This window comes from Agromyces sp. MMS24-JH15, from assembly GCF_043518605.1.
Classification (GTDB): domain Bacteria; phylum Actinomycetota; class Actinomycetes; order Actinomycetales; family Microbacteriaceae; genus Agromyces.
In genome coordinates this window covers 276035-298141 of the sequence record NZ_CP171358.1, presented here as the reverse complement: position 1 = coordinate 298141, position 22107 = coordinate 276035, and the positions used below count along the sequence as shown (strand labels likewise).

The following is a 22107-nucleotide window of genomic DNA, read 5'->3' as shown; positions in this document are numbered from 1 at the left end:
TCCCATGGACGACCTCGGTCGGCTCACGACGAACGAGCGGCTGACGCTCGCGCGCGCCGATCGCGATCTCATCGGCGCGCTCCGCGAGGCCGTGCGGCTCGGGGCATCCGACCTCCACGTGACCGCGGGCACGCCGCCCGTGCTCCGCGTCGACGGGATGCTGCGCCCGATCCAGGGCATGGCGCCGTGGGACGAGGAGCGCGTCGCGCGCGCCCTCACGACGATCGTGACGCAGACCCAGCTCGAGCGCTTCGAGCGCAAGCTCGAGCTCGACTTCGGCTTCGCGCTCGCGTCGGGCTACCGGTTCCGCGTGAACTTCTACCAGCAGCGCGGCGCGATGGGCGGCGCGTTCCGGCTCATCCCGACGCACATCCGTTCGCTCGACGAGCTCGGGATCCCCGAGGCGGTCGCGCGGTTCGCGACGCTCCCGCGGGGCCTCGTGCTCGTGACCGGCCCGACGGGGGTCGGCAAGACGACGACGATGGCGGCCCTGGTCGACCTGATCAACCGCACGCGCGCCGACCACATCATCACGGTCGAGGACCCGATCGAGTTCCTGCACGACCACAAGCGCTCGATCGTGAACCAGCGCGAGGTCGAGCACGACACGCACGGCTTCGCGTCGGCGCTGAAGCACGCGCTCAGGCAGGACCCGGACGTCATCTTCATCGGCGAGCTCCGCGACCTCGACACGATCTCAGCCGCGCTCACCGCCGCCGAGACCGGGCACCTCGTGTTCGCGACGCTGCACACGCAGAACGCGGCGCAGACGATCGACCGCATCATCGACGTGTTCCCGACGCACCAGCAGGAGCAGGTGCGCCAGCAGCTCGCCGGCACGCTGCAGGGCGTGCTCGCGCAGACGCTCGTGAAGCGCGCGACGGGCGAGGGCCGCGTGGTCGCGACCGAGGTCATGGTCATGAACGCGGCGGTCGCGAACCTGATCCGCGAGAACAAGGTGTTCCAGGTCCCGTCGGTCATGCAGTCGAGCCGCACGATCGGCATGCACACGCTCGACCAGTCGCTCGCCGACCTGGTGAACCGCGGCGTGATCACGCGCCACACGGCCGAGCAGAAGGCGCACGACCGCGAACTGCTGGCGGGCCTGATCCGCCGGCTCGAGACGCCCTCCCAGACGTCGGCCCGCGTCATCGCCGAGAGCGATGTCGACTACGGCGACGCCTACTCCGCGAGAGGAACCCGCTGATGCCCCAGACCTACGCCTACGTCGGCCGCACCCAGCGCGGCAAGCTGGTGAAGGGCAAGATGGATGCCCCGAGCGAGGCGACCGTGCTCTCTCGCATGGCGGCCGAGGGCCTGTCGGCCGTGTCGGTCGACGAGTACACGGGTGGCACCGGCCTCAACCGCGAGATCAACGTCGAACTGCTGCGGAAGAAGCCGAAGCTGAAGGACCTCGCGGTCATGGTGCGCCAGATGGCGACCATGCTCGCGGCGGGGCTCTCGGTGCTGAAGACGCTCACGGTGCTCGCCGACCAGACCGAGTCGAAGCCGCTCGCGGCGATCCTCGGCAAGGCGCGCGACCTCGTCGAGCAGGGCTCGTCCATCTCGGACGCGTTCGCGAGGGCGGGCGGGCGCGACATCCCGCCGATCATGGTGAGCATGATGCGCGCGGGCGAGGCCGGCGGATTCCTCGACCGGGCGCTCGACTCGGTCGCGGTGAACCTCGAGAAGGACGTGAAGCTGCGCGGCACGATCCGCGCGGCACTCACCTACCCGCTCATCGTGCTCGGCATGGCGGTGCTCGCCGTCATCGGCATGCTCGTCTTCATCGTCCCGATCTTCAAGGACATGTTCGCGGGGCTCGGGAGCGAACTGCCGATCCCCACGCAGATCCTGGTCTGGCTCTCGGAGCAGATGATCTGGATCCTGCCGGTCGTGGCGGTCATCGCGATCGTGGGTGGGGTGTGGTGGAGCCGCAACAAGCGTGAGCCGAGCGTGCGTCGCGCGATCGACCCGTGGAAGCTGCGCGCACCCGTGTTCGGGCCGCTCGTGCGGAAGATCGCGATCGCGCGCTTCGCGCGCAACCTCTCGAACATGCTCGCGGCGGGCGTGCCGCTGCTGCAGTCGCTCCGGATCGTGGGCGACACGTCGGGCAACTACGTCATCGAGAAGGCGCTCGACGACGTCGCCGAGTCGGTGCGCCAGGGCCGCTCGTTCGCGGGCCCTCTCGCCGAGCAGCCGGTGTTCCCGCCCATGGTCGTGCAGATGATCTCGGTCGGCGAGGACTCGGGCTCGCTCGGGCCCATGCTCGACAAGGTCGCCGACTTCTACGAGGCCGAGGTCGATGCCGCGTCGGAGCAGCTCACCGCGGCGATCGAGCCGCTCATGATCGCGTTCCTCGGCATCATCATCGGCGGCATGGTCGTCGCGCTCTACCTGCCCATCTTCGGCATCGCCACGGCGGTGCAGGGCGCGTGAGCAGAAACAACGAGCTTCCCCGGAATAGGGGACAGATCCATCGAAAATCCCCCCTGACGAGGGCTTTTCCGGTGGAGCCCGGCGAATGTAGGTTCGCCACACGGTCGATGGAGCCCCGCCGACCGCAACCCGAAAACAGAAACGGAATCAACATGATTCAGCGACTGACGGAGGCCCTCGCCTCTCGCCGTGAGGCCGTTCGCAGCAGCGACAAGGGCTTCACCCTCATCGAGCTCCTCGTCGTGGTGCTCATCATCGGCGTCCTCGCCGCGATCGCCATCCCCGTGTACATCGGCGTGCAGGACAGCGCGAAGGATGCCTCGGCGAAGTCCGATGTGACCAACGGCAAGATCGCCGTCGTCGCCTACTACACCGCTGGCAACACTGGCGCCGTCACGCAGACGACGACCGATCTGCCTAAGTTCGGCATGACCGGCACCGTCAAGATCACTGGAAGCGACGCGTCGACGTTCTGCGTCTCGGCTCCGGCAGTCGAATCCGGCAAGTTCTGGAAGTCGACGAACACCACGCCTGCGGTCACCAAGGTCGACACAGCTTGCTAGTTGAGTGGTACGGGAGCTCCGACTACGCGAGCTCCCGTACCGCTGGCGAACGACCGTCGTGCGGGATGGAGAACTGTCGGTAGACCGAAAGCGGCCGCATCACGATTTCGGAACTCAAGCATGAATGGATTCGAAATGATTTCAACGATCACGGAGGCCCTCGCCTCCCGCCGCGAGGCCGTTCGCAGCAGCGACAAGGGCTTCACCCTCATCGAGCTCCTCGTCGTGGTGCTCATCATCGGCGTCCTCGCCGCGATCGCCATCCCGGTCTACCTGGGCGTGCAGGACAGCGCAAAGGACAGCGCAGCCCAGTCCGACGCAACGAACGCGAAGATCGCGCTCGTCGCCTACTACGGCGCGGGCGAGCCTGGCCCGGCGAACTCCGTTGCGACCCTGGCGAAGTACGGCGCGACCGAGACCGAGAGCGGCACTGTCACCATCACCTCGACGAAGGTGGATGACTTCTGCGTCTCTGTGAAGAGCAAGTCGAGCAGCGGCAGCGTTTACTACAACCTGACCGCGGCCGCTCCGAAGCCGACCAAGTCGTCAACGGCCGGCTGCCCGTAAGCCGACCGAGAGCGGGGCGCCCAATCGCCATTGGGGCGCTCCGCTCCCACCCTCCCCACTCCCGCATCAAGTACTCCTGCCGAGAGGCTGACCGTGCTTCACCACTCCCGCCACAGCCATGACGGCAAGCTCTCCGACGATTCCGGTCTCGGCATCGTCGAGGTGCTCGCCGCCATGCTCGTGTTCGCGATCGTCGCGGTCGGCATCGCCTACTCGCTCGTGAACACCGCGACCCTGACGCGCAACACCAAGCTGGCACAGGTCGCCACCAACCTGGCCGCACAAGAGATCGACACCGCCCGCGCTGCGCTCGACCCGTACGCGCTCGTGAGCGCTTCTTCCACCAAGCCGGTCGACGGGGTGACCTACAGCATCACCCGCGACGTCGACTGGGTCACTCCCGCGGGCGCGGCCGTCACCTGCAGCACGGGCGGCGAACTCAGCTACAAGCGAGTGAACGTCACGGTTTCGTGGGCGGGTGTGGGCGGAACGCAGAAAGTCACGTCCGACACCCTCGTCGCTCCATCGCACTCCGACAAGCCGAACACCGGCACGATCTACATCGAGGTCAAGAACGCGGCCGGCACCGCACTCGCGGGCGTCGTGCCCACGATCAAGAACGGCTCGGTCACCGTGAAGACCGGGTCGGCGACCGACGCGGCCGGGTGCAGCGTCGTGACCGACCTCACCGCCGGCCTCGTCTACACCGTCGAGATCTTCCGCTCGGGCTACGTCGGCACCGAGATGGACGAGCGACCCACCTCGACCGTCACCGTGACGAAGAGCTCGGCGGTGCCCGTGAGCTTCACCTACGACCAGAAGTCGACGCTTGCGATGAAGTACGCGACCAATGCGCCGGTTACGCCCACCGTCATCTTCCCATCGTCGCCCGCGATCCAGACGAACCTCACGAGCGACGCCCGCACCGACGTGTGGGCCTACTCGGTGCCGACGAACGGTACCGGCACCATCACCGTCTACCCGACCCGCTCCTATCAGGCCTGGGGCGGCCCGTACACCGCGCTCACCTCGGGTCAGAACAAGTTCAGCAATGGCTGCGTCGCCACCGACCCGCAGGCGTGGGACGCAAACGGCGCGCTGCCCGCCGGCACGCGTGGTGCCGGCGTGCTCGCGACTCCCGGCGGTAGCGCCACGGTGAACGTGCCGATGGGCATCGTCGATGTGACCGGAGCCTCGGTGGCGATCGCACGCACGCTGGTCGTGAAGAGCGTCGCCAACGGCGATTCCGCCACCGGCCGGCCGACCTGCACCACGACTCTCACCTACACCTTTCCCGGCACCATCCCGAACTCCAGCTCGACCAAGATGCGCATCGCCCTGCCGTGGGGCTCGTGGAAGGTGTACGGCCAGTACTCGTTCTTCGGCACGCAGGAAGAAGTGATCCCGGGTAGCCGACTCACGATCGTCTCGGGCAAGGGCAACAACACCACCGGCGCGGTTCCCACGACCGGCTCGGCGACCGTAAAAGATGTCGTCGTGCTCGATCCGAGGAAGTTCTGATGATGCGCTCGCTCCGCCCCACGCGCGCCGACGATGCCGGCGTGACGCTCGTCGAGCTGCTCGTGAGCATGGTGATTCTTGGCGTGGTCATGACCATGGTCGCCAACCTCTTCATCGCTGCGACCACGAGCTCCGAACAGAGCCGCCTCATGCACGAGTCGACGGCCAACGCCTCGAACATCGCGAACGAGGTGTCGAAAGGCATTCGCCAGGCGACGACCAACGCGAACGCCGACGGCTCGACCACGCCGGCCGTGCTCTTCGCCCAGAACGAGCGCTTGGTGCTCATCTCAACGGTCGACGTCGACAGCAAGGTCAACCTCACCGGGGTGAATCTGCAGCCCACCATCGTCGAATACGCGCTCGACGCGAACCGGAATCTCGTCGAACGCCGCTGGGCCGCGACCCTCACGAACAACGCCTGGACCTTCCCCGACTGGAAGACCGCCACAGCCACGTCGACGCGAACCGTCGGCGGCAAGATCGGCCCCGTGGCATCCGCGACGCTGTTCACCTACTTGAAGGCAGACGGAATCACCGTGCTCACGCCGCCCACCGACCCGAACACGAGCCTCGCCGCGGTCGCCGATGTCGCGACCGTGCGGCTCAACCTCAACGTCGTGCCCGTCACCGGCGCCGGCAAGGCGGTCGTGATTCAGAACGACGTCTCCCTCGCCAATCTCGCGATCGACCGGAGGTCTTGACATGCGCACCCTGAACCGCGCATTCCGCCGAGACGACGAGGGTTCGGCCTTGCTGACGGTCGTCGGCGTCGCCGCCGTGCTGCTCGTGATCGTGGCCATTTGCGCCTCGTTCACCGTCGCGGGCCTGCGAAAGTCGAAGCAGGACGCCGACTGGTCGGCGGCGCTTGCCGCGGCGTACGGCGGCGCCGAGGAGTATTCGAACCGGCTCTCGAACGACCCGACCTACTCGAAGTACGGCAACAAGCTCTCGCCCTTCACCATCGCGTCGGGCAGCGTCTCGCTCATCACGAACACCACCGCGAACCCGGCGTTCGACGTGGCGACCGGCGGCACCTGGGCGAGCGTGCCCGGCTCCGGCGGCCGAGCGAGCTTCCGCTACGAGGTCGACAACTCCGACGTCGCCGCCACGGGCGTCATCCGCCTGCGCGTGACCGGTAAGGTGGGCGACGCGACCCGCTCGATCCTCGCGAACATCCGCCAGCACGGCTTCGTGAGCTACCTCTACTTCTCTGACTACGAGCTCGTCGATCCGCTGATCGCCGGGTCGTGCACGGTCAAGTACGCGTGGGAGGGAACGGCGACCGGCTGCAGTCGCTATCCGTTCCTGCCCGACGACGACATCGCGGGCCCGGTGCACTCGAACGACACGATCGCCTCGTGCGGCGCGACCTTCCAAGACACGGTGACCACCGCCGACCCGGGCAACCCCAACTGGGAGAAGGCGAACTCGTCCGGCCTGTTCGGGTGGATCCTCAGCCTCTTCGGCCTGAGCTGCTCGTCGTCGGCGACGACGACGTTCGTGAAGGGCGAACCGCAGACGGTCGCGAAGATCACGATGCCCACGACCAACAGCACGATGAAGACCGACGCGCGCTGCACGTACCAGGGGCCGACCCAGATCACGCTCAACGCGGGCGGCACGATGACCGTCGTCTCGCCGCTCACGACGACCACCGGGCCGGGTGGTGCCGCGTGCGGGGCGATAGCCGATCTGCAGAAGCCAGCCGGGGCCACCGTCAACGTGCCGAGCGGCAACCTCGTCTACGTCGGCGACTACACGGGCACGACCTACCCCACCGGCTTCTCATGCCAGAACTCGAATGCCGGCTGGGCGCTCACCGTCAGCGGCGTGACCCTCAAGTACCCCGCGACCGACGAGGTCGCCGCAGCCGGCGACGTCAGCGCGGCACCCTACGGGTGCACGCGCGGCGACCTCTACATCAAGGGCACGATGAAGGGCACCATGACGGCGGCCGCCAACTGGGTCTACGTCAACGGCAGCATCAATTACGCGAACGACGCGACCGACCTGCTCGGCCTCGTCGGCGAGAACGGCATCGTCGTGCGCAACCCGGTGCAGTGCAACTTTCTTCTGCCTCGGCTACTCGAGCCTGTCGGGCTACGCCGCCGTCACGCAGATCGACGCAGCCATGATCTCGCTGAACCACACCTTCATGGTGCAGAACTTCGATCGCGGCGGTAACCGCGGCACGCTCAACGTGTTCGGCTCGATCGCCGAGAAGTACCGCGGCCGCTACACCAACTCGTACAGCGGCTCGACCGGGTACCCGTCGAAGAACTGGGACTACGACCCGAAGCTCGCCAAGGTGACGCCGCCGAAGTTCATCAACCCGGTCGCCTCGACCTACGACATCGTGCAGTACGCCGAGACCAACACGTCGTTCGCAGCGAGTGGGGCGCCGCAATGATCGCCCTCACCCCCGTGATCGTCGCGCTCGCGACCGTGCTCGGCCTCGCCGTCGGATCCTTCCTCAACGTCGTGATCTACCGCGTGCCCGCCGGCAAGTCGATCGTCGCACCGGCGAGCGCCTGCCCGCAGTGCGGCCACGAGATCCGCGGCTATGACAACATCCCGGTGCTCTCGTGGCTCGTGCTGCGCGGCAAGTGCCGCGACTGCGGGGCATCCATCTCGGCGCGCTACCCGCTCGTCGAGCTCGGCACCGGCCTCGCGTTCGGCGCGGTGGCCTGGTGGGTACTGACCGCGGCGAACGGGGATGCCGCGGGCGCGGCATCCGTGATCGCGCTCATCCTGGCCTGCACCGCGTTCCTCTACTTGGCGGCCATCAGCATCGCGCTCGCGCTCATCGACCTCGACACGAAGCGCCTGCCGAACGCGATCGTGCTGCCCTCCTACGTCGTCGGCAGCGCGCTGCTCGTGGCATCCGCGCTGCTCGCCGGTCAGGCCGAACGCCTGATCCCCGCGCTCGTCGGCATGTCGGCGCTGTGGACCCTCTACTACGTGCTCGCGTTCGTCTCGAAGGGCGGCATGGGCATGGGCGACGTGAAGCTCGCCGGCGTGCTCGGCCTCTACCTCGGCTGGGCCGGGTGGGGGCAGCTGTTCGTCGGCACGTTCGCCGGATTCCTCCTCGGCGGGGTCTTCGGCATCGCGCTGCTCCTCGTCCGCCGCGCCGGCCGGAAGACCGCGATCCCGTTCGGACCCTGGATGCTCGCGGGCGCGTGGGTCGGCCTCGTCGCCGGTCCCCTGCTCGTCGACCGGTACCTCGTCGCCCTCGGCGTCGGGTGAGGCATCCGAACATGACGACCTGAACCACCGCCACCGCGCGACACCCATCCACCGAACCAGACCCGAACCCGCCCGAACACCCGAAGGAACCGATATGGCACACAGCATCGTCGGCATCGACATCGGCAGTCGATCCATCCGGGCCGCTGAGATCTCCGATCCCGCCAAGCGGCCGACCCTCACCCGCTGGGCGGAGGAGGAACTCCCCGCCGGCGCCGTCGTGAACGGCGAGGTGCAGGAGCCGACCACCGTCGCCCAGGCGCTCCGCCGCCTCTGGAGCAAGGGGAAGTTCTCGACCCGCGACGTCGTGCTCGGCATCGGCAACCAGCGCGTGCTCGCGCGAGACTTCTCGATCCGCAGCATGCCGATCGAGCAGATCCGCGAGGCGCTGCCGTTCGAGGCGCGCGACGTGCTCCCCGTTCCGGCGGCCGACGCGATCCTCGACTTCCACCCGATCCAGGAGACGCGCGGCGAGCACGGGCTCGTCCTCAACGGCCTGCTCGTCGCAGCCGTCAAGGAGGCCGTGCTCGGCAACGTCCGCGCCGTCGAGAGCGCGGGCCTCACGCCGCACGACGTCGACCTCATCCCGTTCGCGCTCAGCCGGTCGGTCACGGCCGCCGGCGCCGCGGTCGGGACCGTCGCGATCGTCGACATCGGCGCGCAGACGACGAGCACGGTCATCGCCCGCGACGGCGTGCCGCAGTTCGTGCGCATCGTGCCGACCGGCGGCGACGACATCACCGCCGCCCTCCAGAACCAGCTCGAGCTCGACCCGTCGCACGCCGAAGGCGTGAAGCGCGAGCTCGGCATCCTCCACACGTCGACCACCACGACCGTCGACGGCCGCCCCGCCGCCGACGTGATCCAGCGCGTGGTCGGCGAGCAGCTCACGAGCCTGAGGAACACCATCGTGTACTACACCACCTCGCATCCGAACGACCCGGTCAGCCACCTCGTGGTCACCGGCGGCGGCTCGACCCTGCCCGGCCTGCGCGAGGCGCTCAGCGAGCTCACGCAGCTCCAGGTCGTCGTCGCCCAGCCGCTCAAGGGCGTCAAGGTCGCCCGCTCGGTGAACGCCGACCTGGCGAACGCCGCGCGCGACCGCATGTCCGTGGCCGTCGGCCTCGCGCTGGGGTGGGCCGCATGAGCGCGAAGCAGACCCCCGTGGTCCTCGGCGGCGCGCCCCGCGCGCACCTCCTCCCGCCCGAGATCCTGAAGGAGCGCGCCTCGCGGCGCACCACCCGCCGGCTCGGCGCCGTCACGGTGGTCGTCGCCGTCGTGATGCTCGGCCTCACTGGCGGCGCGGTCTTCCTCAACCTGCAGTCGCAGTTCCAGCTCGCGGCCGCGCAGGCGAAGACCTCCGACCTCGTCGCCGCGCAGGCGGAGTACACCGACGTCGCGCAGCTCCGGAACCAGCTCGCGCTCGTCGAGGCCGGCCAGCAGGTCGGCGTCTCGACCGAGATCGACTGGAAGGCGTACCTCGAGCAGGTGCAGGGCACGCTGCCCGCAGGCGTCGCGATCACCGGCGTGCGCGTCGAGTCGGCCACGCCGATGACCGTGCTCTCGGCCGCATCGGGCCCCCTCAAGGGCGCGAAGGTCGCGACCGTCACGTTCACGGCCGAGAGCGGCCAGCTGCCCGCGACCTCCGACTGGCTGAACGGCCTGAGCAGCCTCCCCGGCTACGCCGACGCGAAGCTCGACGAGGCCAGCTTCAACGACGAGACGCAGGTCTACACCGCGACCATCACCCTGAACGTCGACCAGGAGGCCTACTCCGGCCGGTTCCAGCCTGAGAGCGAGGACGCGGAATGAACCGCAACCGAATCATCCAGCTCGTCCTCGTCGTCGGGATGATCGCGATCGTCGCGCTCGGCTTCGTGCTCGGCATCCAGCCGCAGCTCGCGATGCAGGCGTCGGCCGACGGCCAGCGTGCCACCGTCGAGGCGGGCAACACCGCGCAGGCCGCGACGCTCGCGGCCCTCGAGGAGGATGCCGCGAACACGACCGACCTCGAGTCGCAGTGGGCTGCCGCCTCGAAGTCGATTCCCGACGGCACGGGCATCCCCGAGTACCTCCGCGAGGTCGACGCGGTCGCCGCAGCCAACGGCGTGCGCGTCACCGGGCTCACGATCGCGGATGCCGCGCCCTACCAGGTCCAGACCGCGACGGTCGACGCGGGCGGGTCGGCCGAGCCGACCGCGACCGTGCCGCAGCCGCTCCAGGACTCGCGTATCACCGCGGGCAACTTCGCGTACTTCGCGGTCGACCTCCAGGTCACCGGGTCGTACGAGCAGGTGCTCGGGTTCGTGAACGGCCTGCAGGCGGGCGACCGGCTCATGCTCGTGACCAACCTCACGACCACGAAGAACGCGGGCGACCCGAACCTCGTCGACGCGACCGTCTCGGGCCTGATCTACTCGCTCGTGGCCGCCGACCAGGCCGCCGCGGTCGACCAGGACGCGCTCAGCGCGACCGGCGCCGCAGCGGAGGCCGCCGGCTGAGCCGCCGCATGTCCTGAACCGGACCCGGGCCGGGACGTCGCGCACCAGCGCGACGCCCCGGCCCGCTTCCGTCTCCGCTTCGGCCCCACCTCCGGTGGTCGAGCGGAGCCGTCGGCGCGGTTCTGCCCCCTCCCGGTGGTCGAGGAGCGCCCGACGGAGTCGGACGCGTCTCGAGACCAGGGTTCCCAGCCGCGTCTCGCGGGGTCTCGAGACGCGTCGCCGCTCCGCGTCGGCGCTCCTCGACCACCGGTAGGTGGTCGCCCGCCCGATGGTCGAGCGGAGCCGTCGGCGCGTTCTGCCCTCTCGCGGCGGTCGAGGAGCGCCGGCGGAGCCGACGCGGATCGCGACCCCCGTTCGAGACCCCCCGCGCCCCTTCCGCGTTCCGGCGCCGACGCGTTGCTAGCATGGGCCGACCGATCGCGGGTGCGGTTCGCGCCCGGAAGGAGCGTGACCATGAGCAACACGCCGAACGGATCCGAGCCGGCCCGGCAGGACGACGTCGAGGACGACGCGCCCGCGCCGGACGTGCCCGGGTCGGACGTGGCGCCCGAGCCCGCGAGCGGTCCGAGCGAATCCGAGTCGCCCGCCGTTCCCGAGGCCCCCGACGACGTCGAGGTGCCCGAGGCGGTCGCCCCGGAAGAGCCCGAGACCACCGAGCCGCCCGAGGCGCACGAGCCGCCCGTCGCGGCCCGGCCCGCGGACGCCCCAGTCGAGAAGGACCACGACGTGCCCGAGTCATCCGAGCCCCAGGCCGAGCCGGCCGCACCGCCCGCCGAGCCCGCCGACCTGCAGGCCGACGACGCGACCCACGCCGACGCGAAGGCCGCCGAGCTGGATGCCGCGGTGCAGCGCACCACGGCCCTGCCGCTGCCGCCCGACGAGCCCGCGCCCGTCGTCGCGACCGACCCCGTCGAGGAGCCCCTGACCTCCCGCCGCGAGACGTACGTCCCGCCCGAGGTCGGGGCGACGGCCGTCGGCGCCGCGGCGCTCGCGCCCGAGCCGGTGTTCGCGCCCGCGCCGATCCCGCCCGCGCAACCGCAGACCGTCTACGTGCAGGCGCCCGTGCCGCCCAAGGCCAAGGGCAACCGGGGCTTCGGCGTCCTGGTCGCCCTCATCGGCACGGTCGTGTTCGCGCTGCTGTACGCGGGCGCCGCGTACCTCCTGCTGCTCACGCAGATGAACGCGGCGGATGCCGCGTCGAACCTCGTCGAGTTCGTCCTCGGCCGCGCGGTGTTCTGGGTGCCCGTCGTCGCGTTCTTCATCGGCTTCGCGTTGCTCGCCGCGATCGTCAACCGCAACGGCTACTGGGCGTACGCGGTGTTCAGCCTGCTCGTCGGCGTGCTCGTGTACTTCTCGTACATCGCGGGGTCCCTGCTCACCGTGCAGGCCTGGACCCTCACGTTCGAGCAGGCGCAGTCGTTCATCGCCGACCGCTGGACCGACCCGTTCGCGATCGTCGCGGGCGTCATCGCCCAGCAGGTCCCGATCTGGTTCGGCGGATGGATCGCCGCCCGCGGACGTCAGGTCACGAAGCGGAATCTCGAGGCGGTCGAGGCGTACGACCGCGAGCTCGCGGCCGGTCCGCGGCCCTACACGGTCTGAGCCGGGGTCCGGGCGGAGCGGGCGCCGGGCTCAGCCCGTCGCGCCCGGCTTCCCGGACAGGTGGGGGAGCTGCGCCGCCGTGGCATCCTCGGCCGATGCGTACCAGCCCTCGGGGACCGCGTTCGCCTCGGCCTCGGCGAAGAGCCGGCGGAGCAATGCCCGCGTGGCCTTGCCGCCGAGCGCCGGATCGAGGTCGATCACGAGCACGCCGGCGCCGCCGCGCGCGCCGCGCGGCGCACGCGCCAGGGTCCCGGGCACGCCCGTGAACCGGTCGCGCACCGCCCGCAGGTCGGCCACGACGAGCTCGACCCGCACGGGCGCCGCAGCCGGGCGTCGGGGCCGGAACGCCCCGAACGGCGCGGGCCGCGGCGCGCGCACCGGCGCATCCCCTTCGTCGACGAACGCGACGTGGCGCACCTGCGTCCAGGCGAGTTCGGCACCGTGCACGACGAGGCCGCGTGCGGACGCGTCGAGGGGAGCGGGGGCGGGGGCGGGGTCGGGCAGTTCGGGCATCGGAGTCGACTGTAGATCACGTCGCCCGGGACGCGCCTGAGGATCGAGGGCGCCGCCGTCAGCCGGCGGGGCAGGGGATCGACTCGACCGCGGCGGCGAGGTCGGGCGCCGCGCCCCAGGAGTCGAACGCGAACGAGCCGTCGCCGGTGCCGTCGGCCGCGGTGAACGAGCGCGGCAGCGGCGGGCCGAAGCGCTCGACCACGAGCACGCCGAGCGGCCCGTCGTCGCCCGCGACGACCACGTCGAGCGTGTCGCCGTCGCCCGCGGGCTCGGCGACCGACAGGGTCCCTCCCCCGAGCAGCGCGGCGAGCAGGTCGACGGGCGAGAGCAGCGGGTCCCAGCGCGCGAGCACGGGATCGGATCCCACGGTGCAGATGACGGATGACCCGGATGCCGCGTCGAGCGACGGGTCCGAGCCGGCCGCGACCGCCGCCGCGTCCCCCTGGAGACGGATCCCGCCCGCGGAGGCGACGATCCGAACCTGCAGGTCCCCGGCCGTCACCTGCGCGTCGAACGCGTCGGCGCGGCCGCGGTAGTCGAGCGCGAGGGTGCGTCCGCGGGTCGGCTCGCCGAGGGAGTCCTCGGGCGCGACCGTCTCGGTCATCGCGCCGGCGACGTGCACGGGGCCGGCGTGGCGCACGGCATCGAGCACCTCGGCGGCGAGGTCCTCGCCCTGCACCAGCCAGAGCCCGTTGCCGTCGGCGCCCTCGAATCCCTCGAGGTCGACGCCCGCGGGCGGGCTCGGTGCGGCGGTCGCCGCGGCGCATCCGCTCAGTCCCGCGGCCGCGACGAGCGCGACCGCGGCGGCGAGGCCGCGCACGAGCGGCCGGCGCGACCAACGCTGCGCGGTGCCGGGCATCACTCGCCCGCGTCGGCGACGCACACGCTCGCGCCGCCCTGCGATGCGAGGGTCGACGCGTCGAGCGCGACCTCGCCGGTCGCGTGCGCCGGGCGCACGACGAAGCAGGTCGCGTCGTCGTACAGCCCGGCCGCGGACGGCACCCACGCCTCGGTGCCGCGGACGAGCTGCGTGAGGTCGGTCGCGGTGCCGTCGGCGGCGACCGCGGCGAGCGCGTAGTCGGCGTCGGGGCCGCTCCAGTCGAGGTGGGCGTTGCCGCCCTCGATCGTGATCGCGAGACCGTCGACGCGCACGGCGTCGTCGGCGAGGGACGAGACGATCCACCATGCGATGCCCGCGCCGAGCGCGAGGACGGCGAGGATCACCGACACCAGGAACGCCGGGTGGGACCACCACCGGCGTGCACGGGCCGGCGCCTCCGCGAGTTCGGGCAGCACGGCGGCCCCGCCGCCGAGCGAACGCGACCCCGCGTGCGCGCCGAGCGAGGGCTGACCGGTCGCGCGCCCCACGACGTTGCGATCGGCGGGCGCGGACGGCATGACGCGATCGACCATCGCTCGTCCTCCTGGGGGATGCAGGGTCGGACGTGCCGACCGCGTACCATGCTATCTCGGTGTCTGCATCGGCCCCGGGCGCCCGCGAGAGGAGCACGGTGCGTCGATCGACCCGGTGGAGCACGGCACGGTCCGCAGCGCTCGTCGCGCTCGCGGCCTCGGTGCTCGCGGTCGGCTCTGCGCTCGCGACCGGCCCGGTGCTCGCGTCGGCGAGCGCCGCCGAGCAGGGCGGGCCATCGGATGCCCCGGGCCCGACCGAGCTCGCCATCCCGTACCTCGGCACCGAGCGGATCACGCCGGCCGCGCCGTGGCGCATCGCCGACTGCGGTGCCGTGCTGGGGGCGAGCCCGCTCGTCGTCGGCTGCACCGAGGAGGGGGTGGACCTCGCCGCCCCGGCCTACGACCCGGCCGCGGGCGCGACCGCGCTGCGCGTGCCGCTCACGAACGGCTCGGTCTCGATGACCGTCGAGTACCGCGTGACGACGGCCGCTCCGGATGCCCCGCTCCTGCGACCCGCCCAGTCGGCCAGGCCGGCCGCCGCAGGATCGCTCGTGCGCGTGCCGATCAGCGACCTCGGCGTCGCCTGCACCCCGTGCGCGGCGGGCGGCACGGTCGAGGCGGTCGGCGTCGAGCCCGCGTCGGCGGGCAGCGCCTGGGTCACGCCGACGCACGTGGTGTTCCGGGCCGCAGCGGACTACGCGGGCCCGGTCGAGGTGCACGCGCGGATCGCCGACGACGTGGGGACGTGGTCGGCCGAGGCATCCGTGCACTTCGGGGTCTACCGGCCCGAGCGCGCGCCGCTCATCGCGCTCGACGTGTTCGCACCCCTCGAGGCGGGCGCCGCGACCGTCGACCTCCGCGCCCTCGTGACCTCGATCGCGGGCGACGACGTCGTGCTCGTCGGGTGCGGCGGGACCCTGCACGGCCGGGTCTCGTGCGACGCGGACGGGCGCGCGACCTACGTCGGCACGGGCGCGGTCGACCAGTTCTCGTTCCAGGTCGCCGCGGGCGGCGAGCAGGCCGGCGGCTCAGTCACGCTCGTCCCGGCGGGCGGAACGCTCCCGACGACCGGGCCGGTGCCCATGGCGCCCGTCACGGGCGACGTGGCGCTCGCCGTGATCCCACCCGCGCCGGCCGGCCACGACGGCACGACCACCGGCATCTTCACGCCCCTCGTGGCCACCCTGGACCGGGTGGGCGCACGATGACGACCCCAGGAGGGCAGCACCGATGAGCCTCAGACTCACGATCGGAGACCGCGCCGGCGAGGCGGCGGGCACCTGGATGCTCGACGTCGACGAGGCGACGACCGTCGGCGAGGTCGCCGAGTCGCTCGGCGTGCCCGCGCACGCCCTCACGGTCGACCCCCGACCCGAGGCGACGCTCGCCGAGGCCGGCGTCCGCTCGGGCGCGACCGCGGCGGAGTCGGCCGCCGGCGCGGACCCCGCACCGGGCACGCTCCGCCTCGAACTCGTCGGCGGCCCGTTCGCAGGCGACGTCGTGGCGGTCGCGCGCGGGGCCGAGGTGCGCGTCGGCCGCGGGGCATCCTCGACGCTCGTGATCGCCGACCCCGCCCTCCTCGACGTCCACGCCGTGATCGCCGTCTCGGGAGGCGCGCCCGCCGCCGACGGGCGGCCGGCCCCGCTCACCGCGTCCGTCCGACCCGCGCCCGGCGCGGACGTCTGGGTGAACGGCGAACGCGTCGACGACGAGGCGACCGTCGCGCCCGCCGACCTCGTGCAGGTCGGATCGAGCGTCCTCCGGCTCGGCATCGCGCCGGCCGCCGACGCCGACCTCACGGTCGACCCCCTCGGCGACCGCGGATTCAACCGGCCCTCGCGGATCCGCGCCGCGGCCGCGCAACCCGTCGTGTCGCTCCCCGGCGACCGACCGGAGGGAGCCGATCACTCGCCCATGCCGTGGCTGTCGGCGCTCATGCCGGTCGTGCTCGGCGTCACGATGGCGATGCTGTTCCAGCGGCCGATCATGCTGCTCATGGCCGCGGCCAGCCCGATCATGGTCGTCGGCTCGTTCCTCACGCAGCGTCGGCTGTCGAAGAAGAAGGGCCTGAAGACCGAGCGCGAATGGATCGGGGACGTGCGCGCCGCGGGCGACCGCATCACCGACCTCGCGCGCCGTCAGCGGCTCGAGGCCTGGTACCGGCTGCCCGACCCGGTCGTGATCGGCGACATCGCCACGCGCCCCCTCGCCCGACTCTGGGAGCGCCGCCGCGACGACGCCGATGCGCTGGCCATGCGCGTGGGCGTGGGCGAGGTCGAGCTCGACGCGCGCTTCGAGGGCGGCGGCAAGGACCGCGCCGCGCCCCGCCGCGTCGGGATCGCACCCGTGCCGGTCGCGCCCGACCTCCGGGCCGGCGTGCTCGGCCTCGCCGGCCCCGCGGATGCCGTGCGGAGCGTCGCGCGCGCGGCCGTCGCCGGGTTCGCGGTGCTGCGCTCGCCGCGCGACGCGCGCCTCGTCGTGATCTGCCCCGACGACGCCGCGACCGAGTGGTCGTGGGTGCAGTGGCTGCCGCACGCCCAGCCCGGCGGCGCGCAGCCCGGCGGGTCGGCGGTCCCCGCCGCGATCGGCAACACCGACGACTCGCGCCGCGAACGGCTGCGAGAACTCGGCGTCGAGCTCGAGCGGCGCCTGCGCAGCGCCGGCCAGCGCGGCGGCGACCAGCCCGACGACATCCTCGTCGTCGTCGACGGTGCGCGCGAGTACCGCATGCTGCCCGGCATGGTCGCGCTGCTCGAGCACGGCACCGCGCACGGTATCCACGTGGTCGCCCTCGACGCCGACCGGTCCAGGCTGCCCGAGGAGGCGCGCAGCGTCGTCGCGATCGACCAGTCCGATCCCGCGCTCGCGCGCGTGGAGACCGGCGACGACTACTTCCCGACCGTCCTGGTCGACGGCCTCTCGGTCGCGCGCTGCGAGCAGATCGCCCGGAGCCTCTGCTCGATCCGCCACCAGAGCGGCGCGGGCGACGACGCGATCCTCCCGACCGCGGTGCGGTACGCAGAGCTCCTGAAGCTCGACCTCGACGACCCCGAGCCGATCGCGAGGCGTTGGCGGTCGCAGCCGCGCAACACGTTCGTCGTGGTCGGCGCGACCGGCGACGGCGAGTTCGCGATCGACATCTCGCGCGACGGCCCCCACGCGCTCGTCGCGGGCACCACGGGCTCGGGCAAGAGCGAGTTCCTCCAGGCGCTCGTCGTGTCGCTCGCGATGGCGAACCGGCCCGACGCGCTCAACTTCGTGCTCGTCGACTACAAGGGCGGGTCGGCGTTTGCCGACTGCGAGCGCCTGCCGCACACCGTCGGCATGGTCACGAACCTCGACGCGCGCGAGACCGAGCGCGCGCTCGCGTCGCTCGACGCCGAGCTCAAGCGCCGCGAGAAGGTGCTGCGGGACCTGAACGCGAAGGACCTCGACTCGGCCTGGGCGAAGGACCCGGATGCCTCGGCCCGCCGCGGCCTCGCGCGCCTCATGATCGTCATCGACGAGTTCGCCGAGCTGAAGTCGGAACTGCCCGAGTTCATCGACGGGCTCGTGCGCATCGCCCGCGTCGGCCGCTCGCTCGGCGTCAACCTCGTGCTCGCGACGCAGCGGCCCGCGGGCGTCGTGACGCCCGAGATGCAGTCGAACATCAACCTGCGGGTCGCGCTGCGCGTCACCGACCGGAGCGACTCGAACGACATCCTCGGCTCGGCCGAGGCGGCGTTCATCAGCCCGTCGAACCCGGGGCGCGGCTACGTCCGCACCGGGCCCGGCGCGGCGCCCGTCGCCTTCCAGACCGCGCGGGTCGCGGGCATCCGCCCCGGCATCCAGCGCGCCGTCAAGGTGCTGCCGCGCAAGGCGCGCCTCGAGTGGGAGCGCTTGGGTTACCCCGCGCGGTACCCCGCCGTCGCCGCGCAGGCCCAGGTCACCGACCACGACGACACCGACCTGCGCGCGCTCGTCAACCTCGTGACCGCGGCCGCGCAGCAGCTCGGCATCCCCCGGAATCCGTCGCCCTGGCTCATGCCGCTGCCGACCGCGCTGCCGCTCGAGAAGTTCCACGACCAGCCGATCCCCGACGGTGACGTCGTGCTCGGCCTCGAGGACGTGCCGGGCGAGCAGTCCCAGCGGAGCCTCACCTGGAGCGTCGAGCGCGGGTCGCACGTGCTCTTCGCGGGCGGCTCGATGTCGGGGCGCACGACGGCGCTGCGCACGCTGCTCGCGCAGGTCGTGCAGCAGTTCTCGCCGGCGGACCTGCACCTGTACGTCACCGACTTCGGCAACGGCGCCCTGCTGCCGCTGGTGGATGCCCCGCACACGGGCGCGGTCGTCACGCAGCTCGACTCCGACCGGCTGCCGCGCCTCACGCAGCGACTCCTCGAAGACCTCGGGCGCCGGCAGGCCGTGCTCTCCGCGGCCGGGGTCGGGCACATCGTCGAGCAGCGCGCGAACGCCGCGGAGCCCGATCGCCTGCCGTACGCGATCGTCGCGGTCGACGGCTGGGAGCGGATGCTGTCGACCATGAACGCCGACCAGCTCGTGACCTTCCGCGAGCAGTTCATGCGGCTGCTCCGCGAGGGGCCCGCGGTCGGCGTCCGCGTGCTGCTCACGGGCGACCGGGCGGTCTCGGGCGACAAGATCTCGTCGTTCATCGACGAGCAGTACCTCCTGCCGCTGCGCGACCTCAACGACTACCGCGCCTTCGGCGTCATGGCGCGGGACATCCCGCTCGACCTGCCGCCGGGCCGCGCGCTGTTCGGCGCCGCGGGCACCGAGGCCCAGTTCGCGGTGCTCGTGCGCGACACGGCCGGCGAGATGCAGACCGCCGCGTTCCGGCGGATCGTCGAGCAGGTGCGCGACCACTTCGACCAGTTCCCGCAGCTGGACTCGCTCCCGAGGCCCTTCCGGGTCGACCCGCTGCCCGGCCACTTCGCGCTCACGGCCGCCTACGACCTGCCGCTCGGCGATTCGGGTCCGGCCGACGGGCCCGTGGTCGCGGTGGGCGGCGACCTGCTGAGCCGGTTCACGGTCGACTGGCCGGCCGAGGGCGGCCTGCTCGTCACGGGCGGACGCAAGTCGGGCCGCTCGTCGGCGCTCGCGGCGATCACGCACCAGCTCGCGTGGCGGAAGCACGCGCTGCTCGTCGTCTCGACGCGCGAGTCGGTCCTGACCGAGGTGGCCGCGGGGCACGGCATCCGCGTGCTCTCGTCGGCGGCGCTCACGCCGCCCGAGCTGGAGGCCGCGCTCGAGGGCCTCGCAGATCCGGTGACGATCGTCGTGGACGACGCCGAGCAGTTCAAGAACGCGCCGATCGAGCACGCGCTCACGGGCGTGAAGCACCGTGCGGTGTTCCTCGTCGCCGCCGAGTCGGAGTCGTTGTCCGGCCTGTTCGGCGGGCCCGTGGTCGAGGCCAAGCGGTCGCGGCGCGCGCTCGTGCTGCGCCCGGAGTCGGCCATCATGGGCACGCAGGCCGTCGGGTCGCCGATCCCGAAGTTCATGCTCGGGCGGGGCACGCCCGGCTCGGCCGTGTTCACGACGCCCGCCGGCTGGCTGCCGGTGCGCGTGCCCGACATCCGCCAGTGATCCGATATCCGCCGGTGAGCGGGCGCGGCCTGAGGACGGCCGCGACCGCCGCCGGGGAACCGAACATAGACTGACCCGGGCGCCCGCCCGCGATCGAAGGGAACACCGTGGCCTCTGCGCACTGCGTCTACTGCGACGCGACGCTGCAGCCGAACAGCATGTTCTGCGTGCAATGCGGCCAGCTCATCCCGCAGTCGCAGGCGCCCGCCCGGCCGCCGGCGCCGCCCCAGTTCGGCCAGCCCCGCACGGCCGCCGCGCCGCCCGGAGCAGCCGCGCAGGCCGCGCCCGGCGCACCCCGACCGATCGAGCCCGTGCCGCTGCCGCGCTCGCTGCCGTGGCAGCAGCCCGGCGCCGACCACGCACCGGTGCCCCAGGCCCCGGCCGCGCCGGCTCCGGTCGAGCAGGTCGAGCTCGCGTTCTCCACGGGGCAGCGGGTCGTCGTGACCGGAGCGGCGATCATCGGGCGCAAGCCCGCCGACACCGCGCTCGCGATGGGCGCGCGCGCCGTCGAGGTGCAGGATGACACGCGGTCGGTCTCGCGAGTCCACCTCTTCCTCGAGGTGGCCGACGGCGTCGTCGTCGTGAGCGACGCCGGGTCGGCGAACGGCTCGCGCCTCGAGCGCGCCGGGCTCCTGACGCCGCTCGAGGCGGACGGGACCCGGGTGCGTGCACTCGTCGGCGACCGGATCTGGCTCGGCGACCTCAGCTTCGAACTGCGCGCCGCCTGAGCCGTCCGCGTTCGGAGTAACGGGCGATCCATCCACACGGGGAGTCCTCCCCATCGGTCGGCGAGTCGAAACCGGCTAACGTGAACTCGGCGCACGGACCGGAGGTGATTCTCCGGGTGAGGCGCACCGGTCACGATCTCTCTTGATGGAGGAACCACCATGGCGGACATCCGCGTCTCATCCGACTCCCTCGCCGGCGTCGCGGGCCAGCTCTCCAGCGGCTCGCAGTCGATCGAGTCGCAGCTCTCGACCCTGAAGTCGCTCGTCGAGGGCCTCGTGTCCGGCGACTGGTCGGGCGCCGCGTCGCAGAGCTTCAACGAGCTGTACTCGCAGTGGGACCAGGCCGGTCTCCAGCTCAAGGAGTCGCTCCAGGGCATCAGCGACCTGCTCAACCAGGCGGCCCTGTCCTACGAGGACAACGAGAACGCGATCGCCGGCACGTTCAACGGCTGATCCACTCCACGCACCAACCGGGTGCCGGCGGCCATGACCGCCGGCACCCGTCCTGACCTGCTACGAGCGAAGGATCGGACATGGTCTCCTTCAAGGTTCGCGCCGACCGGCTGAGCGAAGTCGCGTCGCTGATCGGCACTGCCGTCGCGACGTTCGACTCGCATCTGGCCGAGGTCGATCGCGCGGTGGGGCGCACCGTCAACGCGACCTGGGTCGGCGAGGACGCCGACAAGTTCGACGAGAACTGGGCGACGTTCCAGCAGATCGCCGGCCAGGTGCGGCTCGCGCTCACGCAGCTCCAGCACGGGCTCGTCGCGGCCGACACCACCTACACCTCGACCGAGGCCGGCATCGGCAAGGGCTTCGCGCAGGGCAGCCAGGGCTTCGTCTCCGTGCGAAGCAACGTCGGCGGTCTCGGGAAGCGCGTCGCCGGCGGCGAGGAGCGCGCCGAGGACATGGCCGAGTTCTTCGGCCGCGACTACGCGGGCGATGCCGAGGTCGAGCACTTCGGCGGTGGCGCGCTCGGCGTTCGGGCCGGGACCGGCCAGGCGACCGGCGGCGGGTCGAAGGACTCCGACCACGACGGCGACGACGACCAGATCGGCGTCGGCCCGTACCTCTCGGGCGATCGGGCCGGCGAGCAGGCCTCGAAGGGCGGAACGGATGTCTGATCAGCAGGCCGACACGAACGAGCTCCGGCAGCTCGCGCAGACCATGACCGAGCTCGTGAACTACTGCTCGGCACTCAAGGAGGGCTCGAGCGCCTTCGCGTACATGCTGCCCGCCGAGTGGCAGGGCCCGGCGATGCAGGCCTTCCTCGGGTCCTTCGCCGCGTGGGCGGCGGGTGCCGCCGCGATGCAGGACGTCGCCGAGAGCCTGCACGACCAGGTGCAGGTCGCGCACGACGCGTACTCCCAGACCATCGATGCCCTCGACACGTCGTGGGCCAAGATCGAAGCGAACCTCGGGTAAGGG

22 protein-coding genes are annotated in these 22107 nt (G+C 71.8%); 19 read left to right on the top strand and 3 right to left on the bottom strand.

The features are described 5' to 3' along the window. Positions 1-4 precede the first annotated feature (4 nt). The 13 genes from ACDF64_RS01455 (at position 5) to ACDF64_RS01395 (ending at position 12442) form a co-directional block, all read left to right on the top strand. Positions 5-1207 carry a type IV pilus twitching motility protein PilT gene (locus ACDF64_RS01455; protein WP_394555031.1) on the top strand — a complete coding sequence of 401 codons (1203 nt, stop codon included), beginning with the start codon at positions 5-7 and terminating at the stop codon, positions 1205-1207. Then, positions 1207-2439: a type II secretion system F family protein gene (locus ACDF64_RS01450; protein WP_394553007.1), complete on the top strand. Its 1233-nt coding sequence runs from the start codon at positions 1207-1209 to the stop codon at positions 2437-2439. Before ACDF64_RS01455 ends, ACDF64_RS01450 begins: the two co-directional genes overlap by 1 nt. A gap of 152 nt (positions 2440-2591) precedes the next feature. Further along, positions 2592-3002, top strand: a complete 411-nt coding sequence (locus tag ACDF64_RS01445) for a type IV pilin protein (RefSeq protein WP_394553006.1) — start codon at positions 2592-2594, stop codon at positions 3000-3002. Positions 3003-3137: 135 nt separating this feature from the next. Beyond that, positions 3138-3569 (top strand): type IV pilin protein, encoded by a 432-nt coding sequence (locus ACDF64_RS01440; protein WP_394553005.1) that lies wholly within the window; start codon positions 3138-3140, stop codon positions 3567-3569. A 93-nt stretch (positions 3570-3662) separates the two neighbouring features. Continuing rightward, a complete protein-coding gene (locus ACDF64_RS01435; protein ID WP_394553004.1) occupies positions 3663-5090 on the top strand; it encodes a hypothetical protein in 1428 nt (475 codons plus the stop codon). After that, the gene (locus ACDF64_RS01430) at positions 5090-5794 is read left to right on the top strand and encodes a type II secretion system protein J (protein ID WP_394553003.1); all 705 of its coding nucleotides are present in this window, start codon (positions 5090-5092) and stop codon (positions 5792-5794) included. Before ACDF64_RS01435 ends, ACDF64_RS01430 begins: the two co-directional genes overlap by 1 nt. A gap of 1 nt (position 5795) precedes the next feature. Further along, on the top strand, positions 5796-7277 hold the full coding sequence (locus ACDF64_RS01425) for a hypothetical protein (RefSeq protein WP_394553002.1): 1482 nt from the start codon (positions 5796-5798) through the stop codon (positions 7275-7277). Further along, positions 7249-7503 (top strand): hypothetical protein, encoded by a 255-nt coding sequence (locus ACDF64_RS01420; protein WP_394553001.1) that lies wholly within the window; start codon positions 7249-7251, stop codon positions 7501-7503. The genes ACDF64_RS01425 and ACDF64_RS01420 overlap by 29 nt, the downstream gene beginning before the upstream one ends. Beyond that, complete coding sequence (locus tag ACDF64_RS01415; RefSeq protein ID WP_394553000.1) at positions 7500-8339, top strand: prepilin peptidase; 840 nt, start codon at positions 7500-7502, stop codon at positions 8337-8339. Before ACDF64_RS01420 ends, ACDF64_RS01415 begins: the two co-directional genes overlap by 4 nt. A 94-nt stretch (positions 8340-8433) precedes the next feature. Further along, on the top strand, positions 8434-9486 hold the full coding sequence (gene pilM, locus ACDF64_RS01410; RefSeq protein WP_394552999.1) for a type IV pilus assembly protein PilM: 1053 nt from the start codon (positions 8434-8436) through the stop codon (positions 9484-9486). Next, positions 9483-10151: a hypothetical protein gene (locus tag ACDF64_RS01405; RefSeq protein ID WP_394552998.1), complete on the top strand. Its 669-nt coding sequence runs from the start codon at positions 9483-9485 to the stop codon at positions 10149-10151. Before pilM ends, ACDF64_RS01405 begins: the two co-directional genes overlap by 4 nt. Beyond that, positions 10148-10840 carry a hypothetical protein gene (locus ACDF64_RS01400; RefSeq protein ID WP_394552997.1) on the top strand — a complete coding sequence of 231 codons (693 nt, stop codon included), beginning with the start codon at positions 10148-10150 and terminating at the stop codon, positions 10838-10840. Before ACDF64_RS01405 ends, ACDF64_RS01400 begins: the two co-directional genes overlap by 4 nt. A 453-nt stretch (positions 10841-11293) precedes the next feature. Next, positions 11294-12442, top strand: coding sequence for a hypothetical protein (locus ACDF64_RS01395; RefSeq protein WP_394552996.1), 1149 nt, complete (start codon positions 11294-11296; stop codon positions 12440-12442). Positions 12443-12472: 30 nt separating this feature from the next. On the opposite strand, the gene ACDF64_RS01390 is transcribed toward ACDF64_RS01395, so the two are convergent. Genes ACDF64_RS01390 through ACDF64_RS01380 form a run of 3 tightly spaced genes read right to left on the bottom strand, consistent with a single transcriptional unit; the run spans position 12473 to position 14368 of the window. Next, positions 12473-12955, bottom strand: a complete 483-nt coding sequence (locus ACDF64_RS01390; protein WP_394552995.1) for a hypothetical protein — start codon at positions 12953-12955, stop codon at positions 12473-12475. Between the two features lie 58 nt (positions 12956-13013). Beyond that, a complete protein-coding gene (locus tag ACDF64_RS01385) occupies positions 13014-13814 on the bottom strand; it encodes a hypothetical protein (protein WP_394552994.1) in 801 nt (266 codons plus the stop codon). After that, positions 13814-14368, bottom strand: coding sequence for a hypothetical protein (locus tag ACDF64_RS01380; RefSeq protein ID WP_394552993.1), 555 nt, complete (start codon positions 14366-14368; stop codon positions 13814-13816). Before ACDF64_RS01380 ends, ACDF64_RS01385 begins: the two co-directional genes overlap by 1 nt. 98 nt (positions 14369-14466) lie before the next feature. Between ACDF64_RS01380 and ACDF64_RS01375 the strand changes: the two genes are divergently transcribed. From ACDF64_RS01375 to ACDF64_RS01350, 6 genes are all read left to right on the top strand, one after another. Next, positions 14467-15576, top strand: a complete 1110-nt coding sequence (locus ACDF64_RS01375) for a hypothetical protein (protein WP_394552992.1) — start codon at positions 14467-14469, stop codon at positions 15574-15576. 22 nt (positions 15577-15598) lie between these two features. Further along, the gene (locus tag ACDF64_RS01370) at positions 15599-19951 is read left to right on the top strand and encodes an FtsK/SpoIIIE domain-containing protein (RefSeq protein ID WP_394552991.1); all 4353 of its coding nucleotides are present in this window, start codon (positions 15599-15601) and stop codon (positions 19949-19951) included. Positions 19952-20058: 107 nt separating this feature from the next. Beyond that, complete coding sequence (locus ACDF64_RS01365) at positions 20059-20679, top strand: FHA domain-containing protein (protein ID WP_394552990.1); 621 nt, start codon at positions 20059-20061, stop codon at positions 20677-20679. A gap of 159 nt (positions 20680-20838) precedes the next feature. After that, entirely contained in the window at positions 20839-21132 is a 294-nt protein-coding gene (locus tag ACDF64_RS01360; RefSeq protein WP_394552989.1) for a WXG100 family type VII secretion target, read from the top strand. 80 nt (positions 21133-21212) lie between these two features. Further along, a complete protein-coding gene (locus ACDF64_RS01355; RefSeq protein ID WP_394552988.1) occupies positions 21213-21803 on the top strand; it encodes a WXG100 family type VII secretion target in 591 nt (196 codons plus the stop codon). Continuing rightward, the gene (locus tag ACDF64_RS01350; RefSeq protein ID WP_394552987.1) at positions 21796-22104 is read left to right on the top strand and encodes a WXG100 family type VII secretion target; all 309 of its coding nucleotides are present in this window, start codon (positions 21796-21798) and stop codon (positions 22102-22104) included. Before ACDF64_RS01355 ends, ACDF64_RS01350 begins: the two co-directional genes overlap by 8 nt. Positions 22105-22107: the final 3 nt, after the last annotated feature.